11 protein-coding genes are annotated in these 15,328 nt (G+C 73.9%); 7 read left to right on the top strand and 4 right to left on the bottom strand.

Annotated features, from left to right (window positions below):
• Positions 1-74 precede the first annotated feature (74 nt).
• Positions 75-1,157, bottom strand: a complete 1,083-nt coding sequence (locus R4Z63_RS10840; RefSeq protein ID WP_384445901.1) for a mechanosensitive ion channel family protein — start codon at positions 1,155-1,157, stop codon at positions 75-77.
• Between the two features lie 285 nt (positions 1,158-1,442).
• On the opposite strand from R4Z63_RS10840, the gene R4Z63_RS10835 reads away from it, so the two are divergent.
• The gene (locus tag R4Z63_RS10835; RefSeq protein ID WP_030650158.1) at positions 1,443-1,985 is read left to right on the top strand and encodes an HNH endonuclease; all 543 of its coding nucleotides are present in this window, start codon (positions 1,443-1,445) and stop codon (positions 1,983-1,985) included.
• A gap of 163 nt (positions 1,986-2,148) precedes the next feature.
• Here R4Z63_RS10835 and R4Z63_RS10830 read toward each other — a convergent pair whose 3' ends face one another.
• Positions 2,149-5,175: a beta-N-acetylglucosaminidase domain-containing protein gene (locus tag R4Z63_RS10830; RefSeq protein ID WP_384445898.1), complete on the bottom strand. Its 3,027-nt coding sequence runs from the start codon at positions 5,173-5,175 to the stop codon at positions 2,149-2,151.
• A gap of 230 nt (positions 5,176-5,405) precedes the next feature.
• On the opposite strand from R4Z63_RS10830, the gene R4Z63_RS10825 reads away from it, so the two are divergent.
• On the top strand, positions 5,406-7,412 hold the full coding sequence (locus R4Z63_RS10825; RefSeq protein WP_384445896.1) for a 4-alpha-glucanotransferase: 2,007 nt from the start codon (positions 5,406-5,408) through the stop codon (positions 7,410-7,412).
• A 20-nt stretch (positions 7,413-7,432) separates the two neighbouring features.
• The gene (locus R4Z63_RS10820) at positions 7,433-7,675 is read left to right on the top strand and encodes a hypothetical protein (RefSeq protein ID WP_030650150.1); all 243 of its coding nucleotides are present in this window, start codon (positions 7,433-7,435) and stop codon (positions 7,673-7,675) included.
• A gap of 110 nt (positions 7,676-7,785) precedes the next feature.
• On the opposite strand, the gene R4Z63_RS10815 is transcribed toward R4Z63_RS10820, so the two are convergent.
• Positions 7,786-8,277 carry a MarR family winged helix-turn-helix transcriptional regulator gene (locus tag R4Z63_RS10815; protein ID WP_384445893.1) on the bottom strand — a complete coding sequence of 164 codons (492 nt, stop codon included), beginning with the start codon at positions 8,275-8,277 and terminating at the stop codon, positions 7,786-7,788.
• Between the two features lie 107 nt (positions 8,278-8,384).
• Here R4Z63_RS10815 and R4Z63_RS10810 point away from each other — a divergent pair, with 107 nt between their 5' ends.
• The 4 genes from R4Z63_RS10810 (at position 8,385) to R4Z63_RS10795 (ending at position 12,598) form a co-directional block, all read left to right on the top strand.
• On the top strand, positions 8,385-9,722 hold the full coding sequence (locus tag R4Z63_RS10810; protein ID WP_384445891.1) for an MFS transporter: 1,338 nt from the start codon (positions 8,385-8,387) through the stop codon (positions 9,720-9,722).
• 64 nt (positions 9,723-9,786) lie between these two features.
• Entirely contained in the window at positions 9,787-10,719 is a 933-nt protein-coding gene (locus R4Z63_RS10805; RefSeq protein WP_384445889.1) for an EamA family transporter, read from the top strand.
• A 48-nt stretch (positions 10,720-10,767) separates the two neighbouring features.
• Positions 10,768-11,688 (top strand): DMT family transporter, encoded by a 921-nt coding sequence (locus tag R4Z63_RS10800; RefSeq protein ID WP_384445980.1) that lies wholly within the window; start codon positions 10,768-10,770, stop codon positions 11,686-11,688.
• A gap of 10 nt (positions 11,689-11,698) precedes the next feature.
• Positions 11,699-12,598, top strand: a complete 900-nt coding sequence (locus R4Z63_RS10795) for a LysR family transcriptional regulator (RefSeq protein ID WP_037923670.1) — start codon at positions 11,699-11,701, stop codon at positions 12,596-12,598.
• A gap of 98 nt (positions 12,599-12,696) precedes the next feature.
• Here R4Z63_RS10795 and pepN read toward each other — a convergent pair whose 3' ends face one another.
• Positions 12,697-15,297 carry an aminopeptidase N gene (gene pepN / locus R4Z63_RS10790; RefSeq protein WP_384445887.1) on the bottom strand — a complete coding sequence of 867 codons (2,601 nt, stop codon included), beginning with the start codon at positions 15,295-15,297 and terminating at the stop codon, positions 12,697-12,699.
• Between the last annotated feature and the right edge of the window lie 31 nt (positions 15,298-15,328).

Genomic DNA, 15,328 nt, shown 5'->3' with positions numbered 1-15,328 from the left:
ATGCCGCTGCCCCGCGGGCTGTGTCCGTACGGACACGCCCCGCGGGGCAGCGCGGGCGGAAGCGGACCGGGCCGCTACTTGGTGATCCGCGGGCCGGCCGGCGGCGGGATCGGGGCGGTGGCCAGGGACTGCGGGGAGATGGGGTTGGCCAGCGCGGACGGCGCGGCGACGGAGGCCGTCGGGTCCGCGGGGGCCCCTTCCTCCTCGTCCGCGGCCGGGGCGCCGCCGATGATCCGGATGCCCGCGGTGTCGAAGGCCTCCTTGATCCGCCAGCGCAGCTCCCGCTCCACCGCGAACTGCTTGCCCGGCATCGTCTTCGCGGACACCTTCACCGTCATGGAGGCGAGCAGCACCTCGTCCAGTCCGAGCACCTCCACCGGGCCCCACAGGCGCTCGTCCCAGGGGGACTCCTTCGCCATCGAGTCGGCGACCTGCTGGACCACCTCGCGGATCCGCGTCAGGTTCTCCGTGGGCTTGACCTGGACGGCCACGGACGCGGTCGCCCACCCCTGGCTGAGGTTGCCGATCCGCTTGATCTCGCCGTTGCGCACGTACCAGATCTCGCCGTTGTCGCCGCGCAACTTGGTCACCCGCAGGCCGACCTCGATGACCTCGCCGGAGGCCACCCCGGCGTCGATCTTGTCGCCCACGCCGTACTGGTCCTCCATGATCATGAAGACGCCGGAGAGGAAGTCCGTCACCAGGTTGCGGGCGCCGAAACCGATCGCGACACCGGCCACACCGGCACTGGCCAGCAGCGGGGCCAGGTCGATCTTCAGGGCGGCCAGGACCATCAGCGCGGCCGTGCCCAGGATCAGGAAGGAGGCCACCGACCGCAGCACGGAGCCGATCGCCTCGGACCGCTGGCGCCGCCGCTCGGCGTTGACCAGCAGCCCGCCGAGGGCGGTGCCCTCGACCGCCTCGGCACTGCTGTTCATCCGGTTTATGAGCTTGGTCAGCGCCTTGCGGACCGCGGAGCGGATCACGGCCGCTATCACGACGATCAGCAGGATCCGCAGACCGATGCTCAGCCAGGTGGCCCAGTTCTGCTCGATGAAGCTCGCGGCCTCGGTGACGCTCTCCTGCGCCTCCTTGACCGAAGCGGGCGTGTCCGGGACATCGGCTGCCAGCGGCAGCAGAACGGCGGGCCAGGGCACGACAGGAACCTCCAGATGTGCGGTCTGCCCGTCCGGGGTGTCCCCCCGGACGAGGTCCGGGGGCGGTTGCGCGGGCAGACCAACCACACTAACGGGGCAACCCCGTCACCTCGGCGCCATGTTCGAGGGAGAGACAGGACTCACCCGGGGATGACTGACTGTGGTCGAAAACACCTCGGACCCGTTACGGGCGAGTGGTGGCGCTTCGACCAGCCGTAAGGAGAGACTGGAGAGCAGATCGTCCCGGCGCGAGCCACGCGCCGCCGACGTACAAGGAGGCAGTCCGTGCCGCACGTCCTGGTCCTCAACGCGTCGTACGAGCCCCTCGGCGTCGTACCGCTCCGCCGCGCGCTCGTCCTCGTCCTGGAGAACAAAGCGGTCTCCCTGGAGGAATCCGGCGCCTATCTGCACAGCGCGACAAGGGTCGTCCCCGCGCCCAGCGTGGTACGGCTCAAGCGCTTCGTGCGGGTCCCCTACCGGGGGCCCGTTCCACTCACCCGGCGCGCCCTGTTCGCGCGGGACGGCGGGCGCTGCATGTACTGCGGTGCCGTCGCCACCAGCGTCGACCACGTCATTCCGCGCAGCCGGGGCGGACAGCACGTCTGGGACAACGTCGTCGCGGCGTGCCGGCGCTGCAACCACGTCAAAGCCGACCGGCACCTGCTGGAACTGGGCTGGCGCCTGCGCCACCAGCCGGCCCCTCCCTCGGGCCTTGCCTGGCGCATCATCGGCACCGGGCACCGGGACCCCCGGTGGATGCCCTACCTCCAGCCGTACGGGGCCGACGACGCCCTGGAACGGATCGGGATCGGCGTGGCCGCCTCCTGACGGCCCCGCCCCGTCGAAGGCCGGCGCGGCGGGAACCGGCCCCGCCGGCCTTCGCGGCTCGGAGTTCGGGGCGGTGGCCCGGAAGCCGGGGCGCGCGCCCCGGCGCCGAGGTGCGCCCCGGCGCCGACGTGCGCCCCGCGGGTCCGGCGGAGTGCCGCCAGGGCTACGGGGTGACCGCGTAAGCCTCCGCCGACCAGAGCGAGCAGCCGTAGCGCGTCGCCCGGCGTTCGCACGTCACCCGCAGGAACCGGGTGCCCGGGGCGTCGAGTCGGAGCGACTCGTGCCCGCCCGCGGAGCCCGTGACGGCCACGGCCGGCCGCCAGGTCACCCCGTCCGCCGAGGTCTCCACCCGGTAGGCGGAGGGGTACGCGTCCTGCCACTGCAGCTCCAGCCGGCCGACGCGGGCCGGAGCAGGGAGCTCCGCCTGCCACCACGCGCCGTCCACCGGCGGTGACGACCAGCGGGTGCTCGGGGAGCCGTCGACGGCCGCCGACGCCGGGAAGGCTGCGGTCTCGTTCGCCGAGGAGCTCGCCCGCGCGGTGCGCAGCAGATCCGGTCCGCCGGTGCGCGGCACCGCCCGCACCGTCAGGGTGCGCGACTGCCCGTCGAAGGCGACCGGTACCTGGTAGGTCCCCGGCGGGGTGTTCGCGGCGACGGCCACCTCCAGCGGTATCGACGCCCGGCCGCCGCGCGGGACCACCGCGGTCTGCGGGACGCGGACCTCGATCCCGGCCGGCGGCTGGGCCGACAGCGGCCCGCGGAGCTCGCCCGGGCCCAGGGCGGACAGCTGAGCGGTGACCCGCTGCGGGGCGCCGCCGATCTCGGCGTCGGCCCGGCCGCCGTTCGCCAGCTCGAAGCCGGCCCGAGGGCCGTCGCCGAACCACGGGACCACCCGGTGCACCACGGGCGAGGCCCCGGACCAGGCCAGGCGCACCGCATCCGCGCGCAGGCCCGCCGTGTCGATCTGGGTCCAGCCCGAGGGGGCCGCATCGCCGACCTTGCGCCAGCCCTCACCCGGTACGTGGACCTCCACCACAGCGCCCCGGGAGCCCGCCGGGAGCGGATCCGTCATCGCCGTCACCGCCGTCACCGGGCGGGCGGTCTCCAGCCGCACCGTCCAGGCCTGCGCCTCCGTGGTCACCGTGCCGGTCGTGCGGGCGACGCCGGTCCAGGCGTCCGCCTCCTCCGCCGCCTTCGCCAGGAAGGGGTCCAGGACGGCCTTGTCCACCTGGGCGGGTCCCGGTTCGGTCAGGGCCTCGCGCGCCTCGGCGAGGGCCCGGGAGGCCTGCCAGGCGGCCGCTCCGTCCCCGCGGGCCTGGGCCCCCAGGACGTCCACGGCCAGCTCGCCGGCCGTGCCGTAGCGCGAGAGGCGCTCCAGCCAGGGGCCGGCCTCGTCCGACAGGGCGGTGAGCCGGTCCGGGGCCTCGCGCAGCACCGTGAAGGCCTTGCGCAGCTCGGTCCCGGCTGCCGGATCGCCGGCGGCCCTGGCCTTCCAGAACTGCTCGACCAGGGGCTTCAGGTACGCCGACTCCTCCTGCTTGAGCCCGGAGGCGGTGGTGTTCCCGGCCAGCGCCGCCACCGCCTCGCGCTCCCGCGGGTCCGAGCCCGCGAGGTCGCGCACCGCGGCCTGCCAGGACTCGCCGGCCCGGTAGCCGCGCGGGTTCCAGGCGAAGTCCGCCGCCGTGAACAGCGGGATGCGCGACAGGATGGGCTGCTGCATCGCGTTGGACAGCAGGGCCGCCGAGCCGCCGGCCACCGCCGGCTCGCGTCCCGCGTACGGGCCCAGGAAGATCCGGCCCGGATCCCAGTCGTTGACCGGGTAGTTGTCCATGGTGATCAGGGGCTGCTGTCCCAAGGCGGAGCGCGCTCCGGCCAGTTCCCGGCCGGTGATCGTGCGCGGCACCACGCCGACGCCGGTCCAGGCCACCTCCACCCGCGCGTCGAGCCCGCGGGCCAGGGCCGTCCGGTAGGACGTCGCGCCCTCCTGGTAGTACTCGGTCGGCAGCAGCGAAAGCGCGGGCGCCCCCGGATACCGGGAGGCCAGGTGCGCGGCCAGCTCGTTGGCGACCTCCGCGTGCGCCTTCGCGGCGGCCTGCGGGCCCCTCCCGTACCGCTGTACGTCCGCGCGGCAGCCCCATTCGGTGTAGCTGACGTCCTGGAACTGCACCTGGAAGGCGCGGAAGCCCAGGTCCCACATCGCGTCCAGCTTGCGTCCGAGCGCCGCCCGGTCGGCCGCCGACGACAGGCACATGGACTGCCCCGGCGTGACGGCCCAGGCCAGCACGACCCGGTTGGCGCGGGCCCGCTCGGCCAGCGCGCGGAACTCCTCCTGCCGTTCCTTCGGGTAGTCCTCGCGCCAGCCCGTCGTGCGGTACGGATCGTCGCCGGACGCGATCAGCAGCCGGTTCTGCTTGGTGCGGCCCATGAAGTCCAGCTGGGCCAGGCGCTGCTCGTGGCTCCACGGCTGTCCGTAGAAGCCCTCGGTGATCCCGCGCACCGGCGCCGCCGGCCAGTCCCGCACCACGACGCCGGGGACCTTCCCGCCGCCGGCGGCGAGCAGCTGGCGCAGCGTCTGCGCCGCGTGGAAGAGCCCTTCCTCGCCGACGCCGGCCAGCGCGACCGTGTCCCGCCCGCCGGGCCGTCCCACGGCCAGCCGGTAGCCGCCGTTCGGCAGGTCCGTGGCCGCGGTCGCGCCCAGCGCCAGCAGTGCCTCCTGCGCGCCCGCGTCCTGGAGCCGTACGACGGTGCCCCGACCGGGCAGCGGCTCCCCGGGGGCGGGTTCGCGCAGGGTCTTCACGCCCGCCTTGCGCAGGGCCTCGCGCACCACCCCGACGGCGTACGGATCGGCGTCGGCCGGAGCCACCAGCACAGCCTCCCTGCCGAGCGGCACCTCACGCGCCGGATCGGCGGCCATCGACTGCGGTCGGGGCCACACGGCGGGGCCCTCGGCGGCACTGCGGGGCGTGTCCGCCCCGGGGTCGAGCACGGGGCCGACCGTGCCGTTGGTGCCGACACCCGCCGCACCCGCGGCGCCGGCCGCGCCGGCGGCGCCCGGTGCGGCCGGCGGACCGTCGGGGAGAGAGGGGCCCGCGAGGAACCCGGGCGGCGCGGAGGCCACGGCGCCGCCGAGCAGCGACCCGATCACCGCGATGGCGGCGGCCGTCGACCGTTTCCTGCCCCTGAGCTGCACAGAGCCTCCTCGTCGCGAGACGTCCCCCACTCGTACGAATGAGCCCGAGCCCACCACCCGTGCGGCTGGAGTGTCAATGCGAGTGGGCGATCTGCCCCGGATCTGCCAGGAATGCGGCCCCTTCGAATGGGTATGGCTGCGTTGTCCCCCGGCGGCGTCCCGCCTTGGTGCTCCACGCTTCTGACCCACCCTCATTCCCTCTGCCCGCACGCACGAAGGAGCGCCCGTCCATGGACGACCTGGCCCGGCTCGCCACCCTGCACGGCATCGCCACCGCCTACCAGCCGGCCCCCGGCGTGACCGTCGAGGTCCCCGAGGCCACCGTCAGAACGGTCCTCGGCCTGCTCGGGGTGTCCGCCGGCTCCCCCGAGGACCTCCGGGCCCAGGCCGACCGGGCCGACCGGGAGCGGGCCGACCGGCTGCTCCCGCCGACCGTCGTGCACTGGCAGGGGTGCGGTGAACCGCCCGCGCTGCCGCCGGCCCTGGCCGCGCTGCCGACGGGCACCCGCGTCCGGGTGGTGCTGGAAGACACGGGCGAGAGCGTGCCGTGGAATCCCGTACTGCCCCTCGGGGTCCACCGGGTGCACGCCGAGGCCCCGGACGGGCGGCGTGCCGAGGCCGGCCTGGTCGTGGCCCCGGACCGGGCGCCCGCCGTGCCGGAGCGGGCCCACGGGCTGCTCGTCCAGCTCTACTCGCTGCTCTCCGAACGCTCTTGGGGCATGGGCGACCTGGGGGACCTCGCCGCACTCGCCCGCTGGGCGGGCCGGACCCACGGCGCGGCCTTCATCCAGGTCAACCCGCTGCACGCGGCCGTGCCGGGGACGCCGACCGACCCCTCCCCCTACCGGCCGTCCTCGCGCCGCTTCCCCGACCCCGTCCACCTGCGGATCGAGGACGTGCCCGAGTACCCCGACTGCCCCGACCGCGAGGCGCTCGCCGAACTCGCCGCGCAGGGCGGGCAGCTGCGCCGTGAGGTGCTGGAGAAGGGCGCGCTCATCGACCGGGACTCCGTCTGGGAGCTCAAGCGCCGGGCCCTGGAACTGCTGTACGCCGTCCCGCGCACCCCCGAACGCGAAGCGCTGTACCGGGAGTTCCGGGCGGAGCAGGGCGGCGCGCTGGACGAGCACGCCGCCTGGTGCGCGGCCGCCGCGGGCGAGGACCCCGCGGAGCGGGCCGACTTCCACCGCTGGCTGGTCTGGCTGACGGACGGCCAGCTCGTTGCCGCCCAGGCAGCCGCACGCGGGGCGGGGATGGCCGTCGGCATCGTGCACGACCTCGCCGTCGGAGTGCATCCCGACGGCTCGGACGCGGTGACCGGCGCCTTCCACGCCCGCGGCTCCTCGGCCGGGGCCCCGCCGGACGCCTTCAACGCGCGCGGCCAGGACTGGGGGCTGCCGCCCTGGCGCCCGGACGTGCTGGCCGCCACCGGCTACGCCCCCTTCCGGTCGCTGCTGCGCGGGGTGTTCCGCTGCGCAGGAGCCCTGCGCATCGACCACGTCATGGGCCTCTTCCGGCTGTGGTGGATCCCGGAGGGAGCCCCGCCCGCCGAGGGCACGTACGTGGGCTACGACGGCGAGGCCATGCTGGCGGTCCTGGTCCTGGAGGCGCACCGGGCCGGTTGCCCGGTCATCGGCGAGGACCTGGGGACGGTGGAGCCGCACGTGCGCCGCGAGCTGGCCCGGCGCGGTGTGCTGGGCACGTCGGTGCTGTGGTTCGAGCGGGACTGGGCGGACGGCGGGGGCCCGCTCGCCCCGCAGGCCTGGCGGGCGGACTGCCTGGCCACCGTCACCACCCACGACCTGCCGCCGACGGCCGCGAAGCTCGCCGGCGGCCATGTGGAACTGCGCGATCGGCTCGGCCTGCTGACCCGTCCGGTCGAGCGGGAGCGGGCCGAGGATGCCGCCGACACCGCCGAATGGCTGGACCTGCTGGACGGGCTGGGCCTCGATACCAAGGGCGAGGAGGCCGCCGTGCGGGCCCTGTACGCCTTCCTGCTGCGCACCCCCGCGCGCCTGGTGGGCGTATGGCTGCCGGACGCGGTGGGGGACCGGCGGCCGCAGAACCTGCCGGGCACGTGGGATCAGTACCCCAACTGGCGCCTGCCGCTCGCCGATGGTGCGGGCAGGCCGCTGACGCTGGAGGAGCTGATGGCGTCGCCCCGGGCGAACGCGCTGCTCAGCGCGGTGCGGGAGGGGGCGGGTCCCCGTACGGCACCCCCGGGCGCGCGCGGCGTTTAGGTGTTCGCTACGTTTGCACCGTGGACAAGAAGAACGCTCTGCGCGCCGGCGCCGTCTCGGCCGGAACGACGCTGATGATGCTGCTGATGACGTCTCCCGCTCTCGCGCTGACCCGCGACGACGGCGACGACCCGGGCCCGGGCCTGAGCATCGGCGAGACGCTCGGCCTGTACGTGGCCCTGCCGATCGTGATCTTCCTGGTCATCGTGGGGCTCGTGATGGCCCTCGACAAGTCGGACAGGCCGAAGAAGAAGCAGGCCTGACCCGGTCCGGCCCCGCGGGGGCCGGAGCCGTGTGACCTTCCCGGGCGCCGGGGGTCCGCACCGCCGATCGACATCGGCCGTGCGTCGACCCCCGGCGCCTCGTCATGTCCTCAGACGCCGGCCAGCAGCTTGCGGAGCAGGCCGGTGAGCTGGGCGACCTCCTCGTCGGTCAGCCCGGTGAGCGCGGCGCGCTGCACCTCCAGGCCGGCCGTGACGGCCTCGTCGACGAGTGCGAGGCCGCGGTCGGTGATCGTCACCTGGAGCCCCCGCCGGTCGTGCGGATCGGGCTTGCGGGACAGCAGTCCGGCCTTCTCCAGCTTGTCCAGCCGCCCGGTCATGCCGCCCGTGGTGAGCATGAGCGTCGCCGAGAGCTGACGGGGCGAGAGCGTGTACGGGGCGCCCGAACGGCGCAGCGTGCCGACGACGTCGAACTCCCCGCGCGAGATGCCGAAGCGCTGGTAGCGCTCCTCCATCGCGTCGCCCATGGCCCTGGCGATCCGGTAGATGCGTCCGAACACGGCCATGGGGGCCGTGTCCAGCTCGGGGCGCACGGCGAACCACTGGTCCGTGATCGCGTCGACCGCGTCCTTGTCCTCACTCATGAGCGCAGTATTCCGGTTCCCCCGGATCATTCGCAAGAAACTTGCTTGACGGAAAGTAGCTTAGCGGTAAGCTACTTGCTATCAATCGAATCGGGGGAGAGGTCGTCATGGCAGTGTTCAGGGGCAAGGCGTCGCAGGTAGGGGAGGCGAAGGTCGCGGGGGAGCGGTCGCTGCTCCTCGGCATCGCGATCAGCGCGGTCGGGATCGGCATGTACGTCCCCTTCTCGCTCGTCTTCTTCCACCACGTCACCGGCCTCTCCTTCACCCTCGTCGGTCTGGTGATGACGGTCACCGGCGTCGCCGGACTGGCCTTCATGCCGCTGGCCGGCTCGGCCGTCGACCGGTTCGGCGCCAAGCGGGTGAACCTGGTGCTCTACGGGATCCGGGCGCTCGGCTTCGCCCTCTACCCCTTCGCGAGCTCCCCGGCCGCCTTCGCGGCCGTCGCCCTGGTCACCGCGCTCGCCGACCGCTCCTTCTCCGTCGTGCAACAGTCCCTGATCGGCGAGGTGGCGCTGGGCGCCGCCCGCGACCGACTCCAGGCCTCCACCCGGGCCCTGCAGAACGCAGGGATGGGTGCGGGCGCCCTCCTCGTCTCCGGCGTCCTGGCGCTGTGGGGCACCGGCGCCTTCGCCTACACCGCCTGGGCCAACTCCGCGGCCTTCGCCCTCGCCGGACTGCTCGTCGGCCGGGTCCGCCCGGTCCCGGCCGACGCCAACGCCGCAGCCGCAGCCGCCCCCGCCGGATGGCCGGGTGCCGGCTACCGGACGGTGCTGCGCGACCGCCCCTTCCTCGGGCTCACCGCCGCCAACTTCCTCACCGCCCTGGGCTACTCCGCCCTCTCCGTGCTCTTCCCGCTCTACCTCTCCACCTGGCTGGCGGCCCCCGACTCCCTCACCGGGGCGGCCTTCACCCTCAACACCGCGCTGTGCGCCGGGATCGGCGTCCTGGTCGCGGGCCGCGTCCGCCGCTCCGGCGCCCGCCGCACCCGCTCCGCCGCCCTCGGCGCGGTGCTCTTCGCCGCCGCCTTCCTGGGGCAGATCGCGCTCGGCACCCTGCGCCCCGGCCAGGGCCCGACCCTCGCCGCCCTCCTCGTCATCGTCATCGTCTACACCCTCGGCGAGCTGGTGCACAGCCCGTCCGGCGGCGCCCTGTCGGTCTCCGCCGCGCCCGAGCCGGTCCGCGGCCGCTACCTGGCCACCTACCAGCTGTCCTACTCGCTGGCCACCGCCCTCGCCCCCTCCCTCTTCACCGCCCTGCTCGCCGTGGACGGCCGGCTGCCCTGGGCCGTTCTGACCGTCGCCGCGCTCGGCGCCGCCCTGGCACTGCTCCGGCTGGAGCGGCACCTGCCGGCCGAAGCCGTGCACGCCGAGCCCCCGGCCGCGTCCGACGGTCCCGCTCGGGCCGCGTCCGCAGCCGACCGCCGCCCAGCCACCGCGTCCGCCTGAACCGCGTCCGCCTGAACCGTGTCCCCGGTCTCGCCTTCGTCGCCCGCACGAGGAGCCACCCGCCATGAAGCGTCTCGCCACCGTCGCCCTGACCGCCCTCGCCCCCGTCTCCTGGGGCTCGACCTACGTCGTCGCGTCCGAACTGCTGCCGCCCGACCGGCCCCTGTTCACCGGCGTCATGCGGGCGCTGCCCGCGGGCCTGCTGCTGACCGCACTGGCCCGCACCCTGCCCAAGGGCGCCTGGTGGTGGAAGTCCGCCGTCCTCGGCACGCTCAACATCGGCGCCTTCTTCCCCCTCCTGTTCCTCTCCGCGTACCGGCTGCCCGGCGGGGTCGCGGCCGTGCTCGGCTCCGCCGGTCCGCTGTTCGTCGTGGGCCTCGCCGCCCTCGTCCTCGGGGAGCGCGCGAGCCTGCGTACGGTACTGGCCGCCGTCGCGGCGGCGTTCGGCGTGAGCATGGTCGTCCTCAGGGCCGAGGCTGCGCTCGACCTGGCCGGTGTCGTCGCGGGCGTGGCCTCCTCCGCCTCCATGGCCGCGGGCACCGTGATGACCAAGCGCTGGGGCCGGCCCGAGGGCGTGGGGCCGCTCGCCATGACCGGCTGGCAGCTCACCGCCGGCGGCCTGGTCATCATCCCGGTGGCCGCCCTCGTGGAAGGCGCGCCACCCGCGCTCGATGGCAGGGCCCTGCTCGGCTACGGCTACATGATGCTGATCAACACCGGTATCGCCTACTGGCTCTGGTTCCGCGGCATCGGGCAGCTCGACGCGACCTCGGTCACCCTCCTCGGACCGCTCTCCCCGCTCACCGCGGCGGCCATCGGCTGGGCGGCCCTCGGACAGGTGCTCACCCCCGTACAGCTCGCCGGCATGGCGATCGCCTTCGCAGCCACCGTCACCGGGCAACTGGCCGCAGCCCGCACCCACCAACCGTTCAGATCTACTGAAAAGAATGATCGGAACATTTCGATGGACCTGATCAATGGGCCGGTGCGACGGTAGATCCGCCGACACCGCACCGACCCGAGGGGGAGACACCCAGTGGCCGTCATGGACCGCGCCCGTACCGTTTCGCACGCCGAACCCGGCAGCACCGGCAGGAAGGGTGCCGCCGGGTTCGGCGTCCTCCTCGCCCTGCTCGCGACGGTCGTCTGGTCCGGCAGCTTCGTCGCCACCCGCGGCATGGCCGAGACCGTCCCGCCCGTCCAGGCGGTCTTCTGGCGCTGGATCATCGCGCTGCTCGCCGTCGCTCCCCTCGCCGCCCGCCAGGCCTGGCGGCAACGCGCCCTGATCCGCCGACACCTGGGGTTCATCGCCCTCGCGTCGCTGTTCGGAGTCGCCCTGTACAACACGCTCGTGCACCAGGCCGGACTGACCACCTCGGCCTCCAACATGGGCACGATCATGGCCGCCTCGCCCGTGATCATGGCGCTGTACGCCCGCCTCGGCGGCGAACGCCTGGGTGCCCGCAGGACCTTCGGCATGCTGCTCGCCGCCTTCGGCGTGCTGCTGCTCGTCGGGGACGGCTCGATCGGCTTCGACTTCGCCGCCGGCGACCTGTGGATGTTCGCCGCGGCCCTCTCCTTCGCCACCTACAGCGCACTGCTGAGGCGCAAGCCCGCCGAACTCGGCGGACTGACCTTCCTGCTCACCACCTTCGTCCTCGGCGCGCTGATGCTGGCCCCGGCCTACGCCGCCTCCCTGCACGCCCAGGGCGGCTTCGAGACGACGCCGGGCACCGTCGGACCGCTGCTGTACGTCGGGGTGTTCTCCTCGGCCGTCGCCTTCTTCGCCTGGAACAAGGCGGTATCGGTCATCGGGCCGGCCCGCGCAGGAGTCGTCTACTACCTCCAGCCGGTCTGCGTGGCGGGGCTCGGGCTCCTGCTGCTGGGCGAACCGACCGGACCGGAGCAGCTGGCCTGCATGGCGCTGATCCTCGGCGGGGTCGGGCTGGGAAGTGCCCGGCGGTAGGTTCGGCCTCATGACCGAGTGGGACATCAAGAAGCTGCGGATCCTGCGGACCCTCGCCGAACGGGGGACCGTGACCGCGACGGCCGAGGCCCTGCACATGACGCCCTCGGCCGTTTCGCAGCAGCTGACGAACCTCGCCCGGCAGCTGGGAGTCGCCCTGCTGGAGGCACAGGGCCGCCGGGTCCGCCTCACCGACGCCGCCCAGCTCGTGCTGCGGCACGCGGAGGCGGTGTTCGCGCAGCTGGAGCGGGCCGACGCGGAACTGGCCGGCTACCTCGCCGGGGACGCCGGCGAGGTACGGGTCGGCGCGTTCTCCACCGCCGTGCCCGCGCTGGTGGTCCCGGCGGTGGCGGAGCTGCGCAGGGCGCACCCGGGGGTGGAGGTCAGGGTGCGGGAGACCGAGGCCGCGGAGTCCTACGAGCTGCTGTCGGCCGGGGGCGTGGACCTCGCGCTGTCGCTGGCCGCCCACGCACCGACGGCGCGGGACCGGAGGTTCACCCGGGTCACGCTGATGGAGGACCCGCTGGACGTGGCGCTCCCGCCGGGGCACCCGCTGCGGGACGCGGGAGACCTGCGCCTGGCCGACCTGTCCGGGGACCCGTGGATCTACGGGGGCAGCGGACCGTGGTCGGAGATCGCCCGGGGCGCGTGCGAGGCAGCGGGCTTCGTCCCCGAACAGGCCCACTCCGCGTCGGGCTGGACGGCCATCCTGGCCATGGTCGAGGCGGGGATGGGCGTGGCCCTGGTCCCGCGGATGGTGTCGAGCCGGGCCTCGGGGGTGGCGGTGCGGGTACTGGCGCGGGATCGGCCGACGCGGCACGTCATCGCAGCCGTCCGCCGCGGCGCCGAGTCCGCCCCCGCGGTCGCCCACGTCCTCGCCGCCCTGCGAGCCGTCGCCGCGGCACGCTGACCGCTGCGCGGAGCCCCGCCCGGGCCCGGGGCCTCCCGCGGGAGGCCCCGGGCCGCGGGAGGCACTGCTCCCGCGGGGCGGGCAGAGCCCGGGAGCCCTCAGACCCGAGCGGCGGCGGAGTCGGCGGCCTGGGCCTTCAGCGCACGTTCGACGCCCGACCGGGACTCCGACACCAGACGCCGCAGCGCGGCGCTCGGGCCGGCCGAGGCCAGCCAGGCGTCCGTCGCGTCCAGGGTCTCCTGCGAGACCTGGAGCGCCGGGTACAGGCCCACCGCGATCTGCTGGGCGATCTCGTGGCTGCGGGTCTCCCAGACCTCCTTGACCACCGCGAAGAACTTCGCGGTGTACGGGGCCAGCAGCTCGCGCTGGTCGGACTGGACGAAGCCGCCGATCACGGCCTCCTGCACCGCGTTCGGCAGGTCGCCGGACTCCACCACCGAGGCCCACGCCGCGGCCTTCGCCGCCGCCGTCGGGCGAGCCGCCCGCGCGGTCGCCGCGTGCCGCTCGCCGGCCGCCGTCGCGTCCCGCTCCAGCTCCGCCGCGATCTCCGGCTCGTCCGCGGCGCCCGTCGCGGCGAGCCGCTCCAGGAACGCCCACCGCAGCTCGGTGTCGACGGCCAGGCCCTCGACCTCGGCCGAGCCGTCCAGCAGCGCCGACAGGTACGCCAGCTGCTCCTCGGTGCGGGCCGATGCCGCGAACGCCCGCGCCCATGCCAGCTGGTGGTCACCGGCCGGCTCCGCCGCACGCAGGTGCTCCAGGGTGGCCTCGGTCCAGGCCGCCAACCCCTCCTCGCGCCACGCCGGGTCCGCGTACAGGTCGATGGCCAACTTCACCTGGCGGTGCAGGGACTGCACGACGCCGATGTCGGACTCCTTGCCGATGCCCGAGAGCACCAGCGCGAGGTAGTCGCGGGTGGCGAGTTCCCCGTCACGCGTCATGTCCCAGGCCGACGCCCAGCACAGGGCACGCGGCAGGGACTCCGCGAAGTCGCCGATGTGGGCGGTGACCGCGGCGAGGGAGGCCTCGTCCAGACGGACCTTCGCGTACGACAGGTCGTCGTCGTTCAGCAGGAACACCGCCGGACGGGCACGTCCCACCAGCTCCGGCACCGTGGTCAGCGCGCCGTCGATGTCCAGCTCGATGCGGTCGGTGCGCACCAGCGCGCCGTCCTGGAGCTCGTACAGGCCCACCGCGATGCGGTGCGGGCGCAGCGTGGACTCGCCCTGGGCGCCGGCAGGCAGAGCGGGCGCCTCCTGGCGGATGCCGAAGGCGGTGATCACGCCGTTCGCGTCGGTGGTGACCTCCGGGCGCAGGACGTTGATGCCGGCCGTCTCCAGCCATGCCTTCGACCAGGCCGCCAGGTCGCGGCCCGAGGTCTCCTCCAGCGCGCCCAGCAGGTCCGACAAGCGGGTGTTGCCGAAGGCGTGCGCCTTGAAGTAGGCCTGCACCCCCTTGAAGAAGGCGTCCATGCCGACGTAGGCGACGAGCTGCTTGAGCACCGAGGCGCCCTTGGCGTACGTGATGCCGTCGAAGTTGACCATGACGTCGTCGAGGTCGCGGATGTCCGCCATGATCGGGTGCGTGGACGGCAGCTGGTCCTGCCGGTACGCCCACGTCTTCATGGAGTTGGCGAAGGTGGTCCACGCGTGCGGCCACTTCGAGCCCTCCGCGTACGCCTGGCACGCGATCGAGGTGTAGGTGGCGAACGACTCGTTCAACCACAGGTCGTTCCACCACTCCATGGTGACGAGGTCGCCGAACCACATGTGGGCGAGCTCGTGGAGGATGGTCTCGGCGCGCACCTCGTACGCCGCGTCCGTCACCTTCGAGCGGAAGACGTACTGGTCGCGGATGGTGACCGCGCCCGCGTTCTCCATCGCGCCCGCGTTGAACTCCGGCACGAAGAGCTGGTCGTACTTGGCGAAGGGGTAGTCGTAGGCGAACTTCTCCTGGAACCAGTCGAAGCCCTGCCGGGTCACGTCGAAGATCGCTTCTGCGTCGAGGAACTCGGCGAGCGAGGGGCGGCAGTAGATGCCGAGCGGTACGGACTGGCCGTCCCTGCCCTCGTACGAGCTGTGCACCGAGTGGTACGGGCCGACGATCAGCGCCGTGATGTACGAGGAGATGCGCGGGGTCGGCTCGAAACGCCAGACGGTGTCCTTGACGTCCGCCTGCGCCGCGCCCTCGGGAACGACCCGGGGGGAGTTCGAGACGACCGTCCAGCCCTCGGGGGCCGTCACGGTGAACTGGAACGTGGCCTTCAGGTCGGGCTGCTCGAAGCTGGCGAAGACCCGCCGGGCGTCCGGCACCTCGAACTGGGTGTACAGGTAGGCCTGCTGGTCGACCGGGTCGACGAAGCGGTGGAGGCCTTCACCGGTGTTCGTGTACGCGCAGTCCGCGACGACCCGCAGCTCGTTGGCCCCGGCAGCGAGGTGCGCCAGGGCGATCCGGGAGTCGCGGAAGACGGCGGCGACGTCCAGCGCCTTGCCGTTGAGGACGACCTCGTGCACCGCGGGGGCGACCAGGTCGATGAAGGTCTCCGCCCCGGCCTCGGCCGACTGGAAGCGCACGGTGGTCACGGACGGGTAGGTGCCACCCTCCTGCGCACCGCTGAGATCGAGTTCGATCTCGTACGAGTCGACGGTGAGCAGCTTCGCACGCTGCTGAGCCTCTTCACGGGTGAGGTTCGTGCCTGGCACGCGGTCATCTCCTTCGATGGTGACGTTGCCC

This window comes from Streptomyces sp. PL-29 (assembly GCF_058344425.1).
This window is presented reverse-complemented; position numbering and strand designations above follow the sequence as displayed.

What these genes read in the sequence shown, in the direction of transcription:
- R4Z63_RS10825 (WP_384445896.1), top strand. Translation starts at nt 5,406, where the DNA reads ATGGACGACCTGGCCCGGCTCGCCACCCTGCACGGCATCGCCACCGCC.
- R4Z63_RS10815 (WP_384445893.1), bottom strand. Translation starts at nt 8,277, where the DNA reads ATGAGTGAGGACAAGGACGCGGTCGACGCGATCACGGACCAGTGGTTC.
- R4Z63_RS10810 (WP_384445891.1), top strand. Translation starts at nt 8,385, where the DNA reads ATGGCAGTGTTCAGGGGCAAGGCGTCGCAGGTAGGGGAGGCGAAGGTC.
- R4Z63_RS10805 (WP_384445889.1), top strand. Translation starts at nt 9,787, where the DNA reads ATGAAGCGTCTCGCCACCGTCGCCCTGACCGCCCTCGCCCCCGTCTCC.
- R4Z63_RS10800 (WP_384445980.1), top strand. Translation starts at nt 10,768, where the DNA reads ATGGACCGCGCCCGTACCGTTTCGCACGCCGAACCCGGCAGCACCGGC.
- R4Z63_RS10795 (WP_037923670.1), top strand. Translation starts at nt 11,699, where the DNA reads ATGACCGAGTGGGACATCAAGAAGCTGCGGATCCTGCGGACCCTCGCC.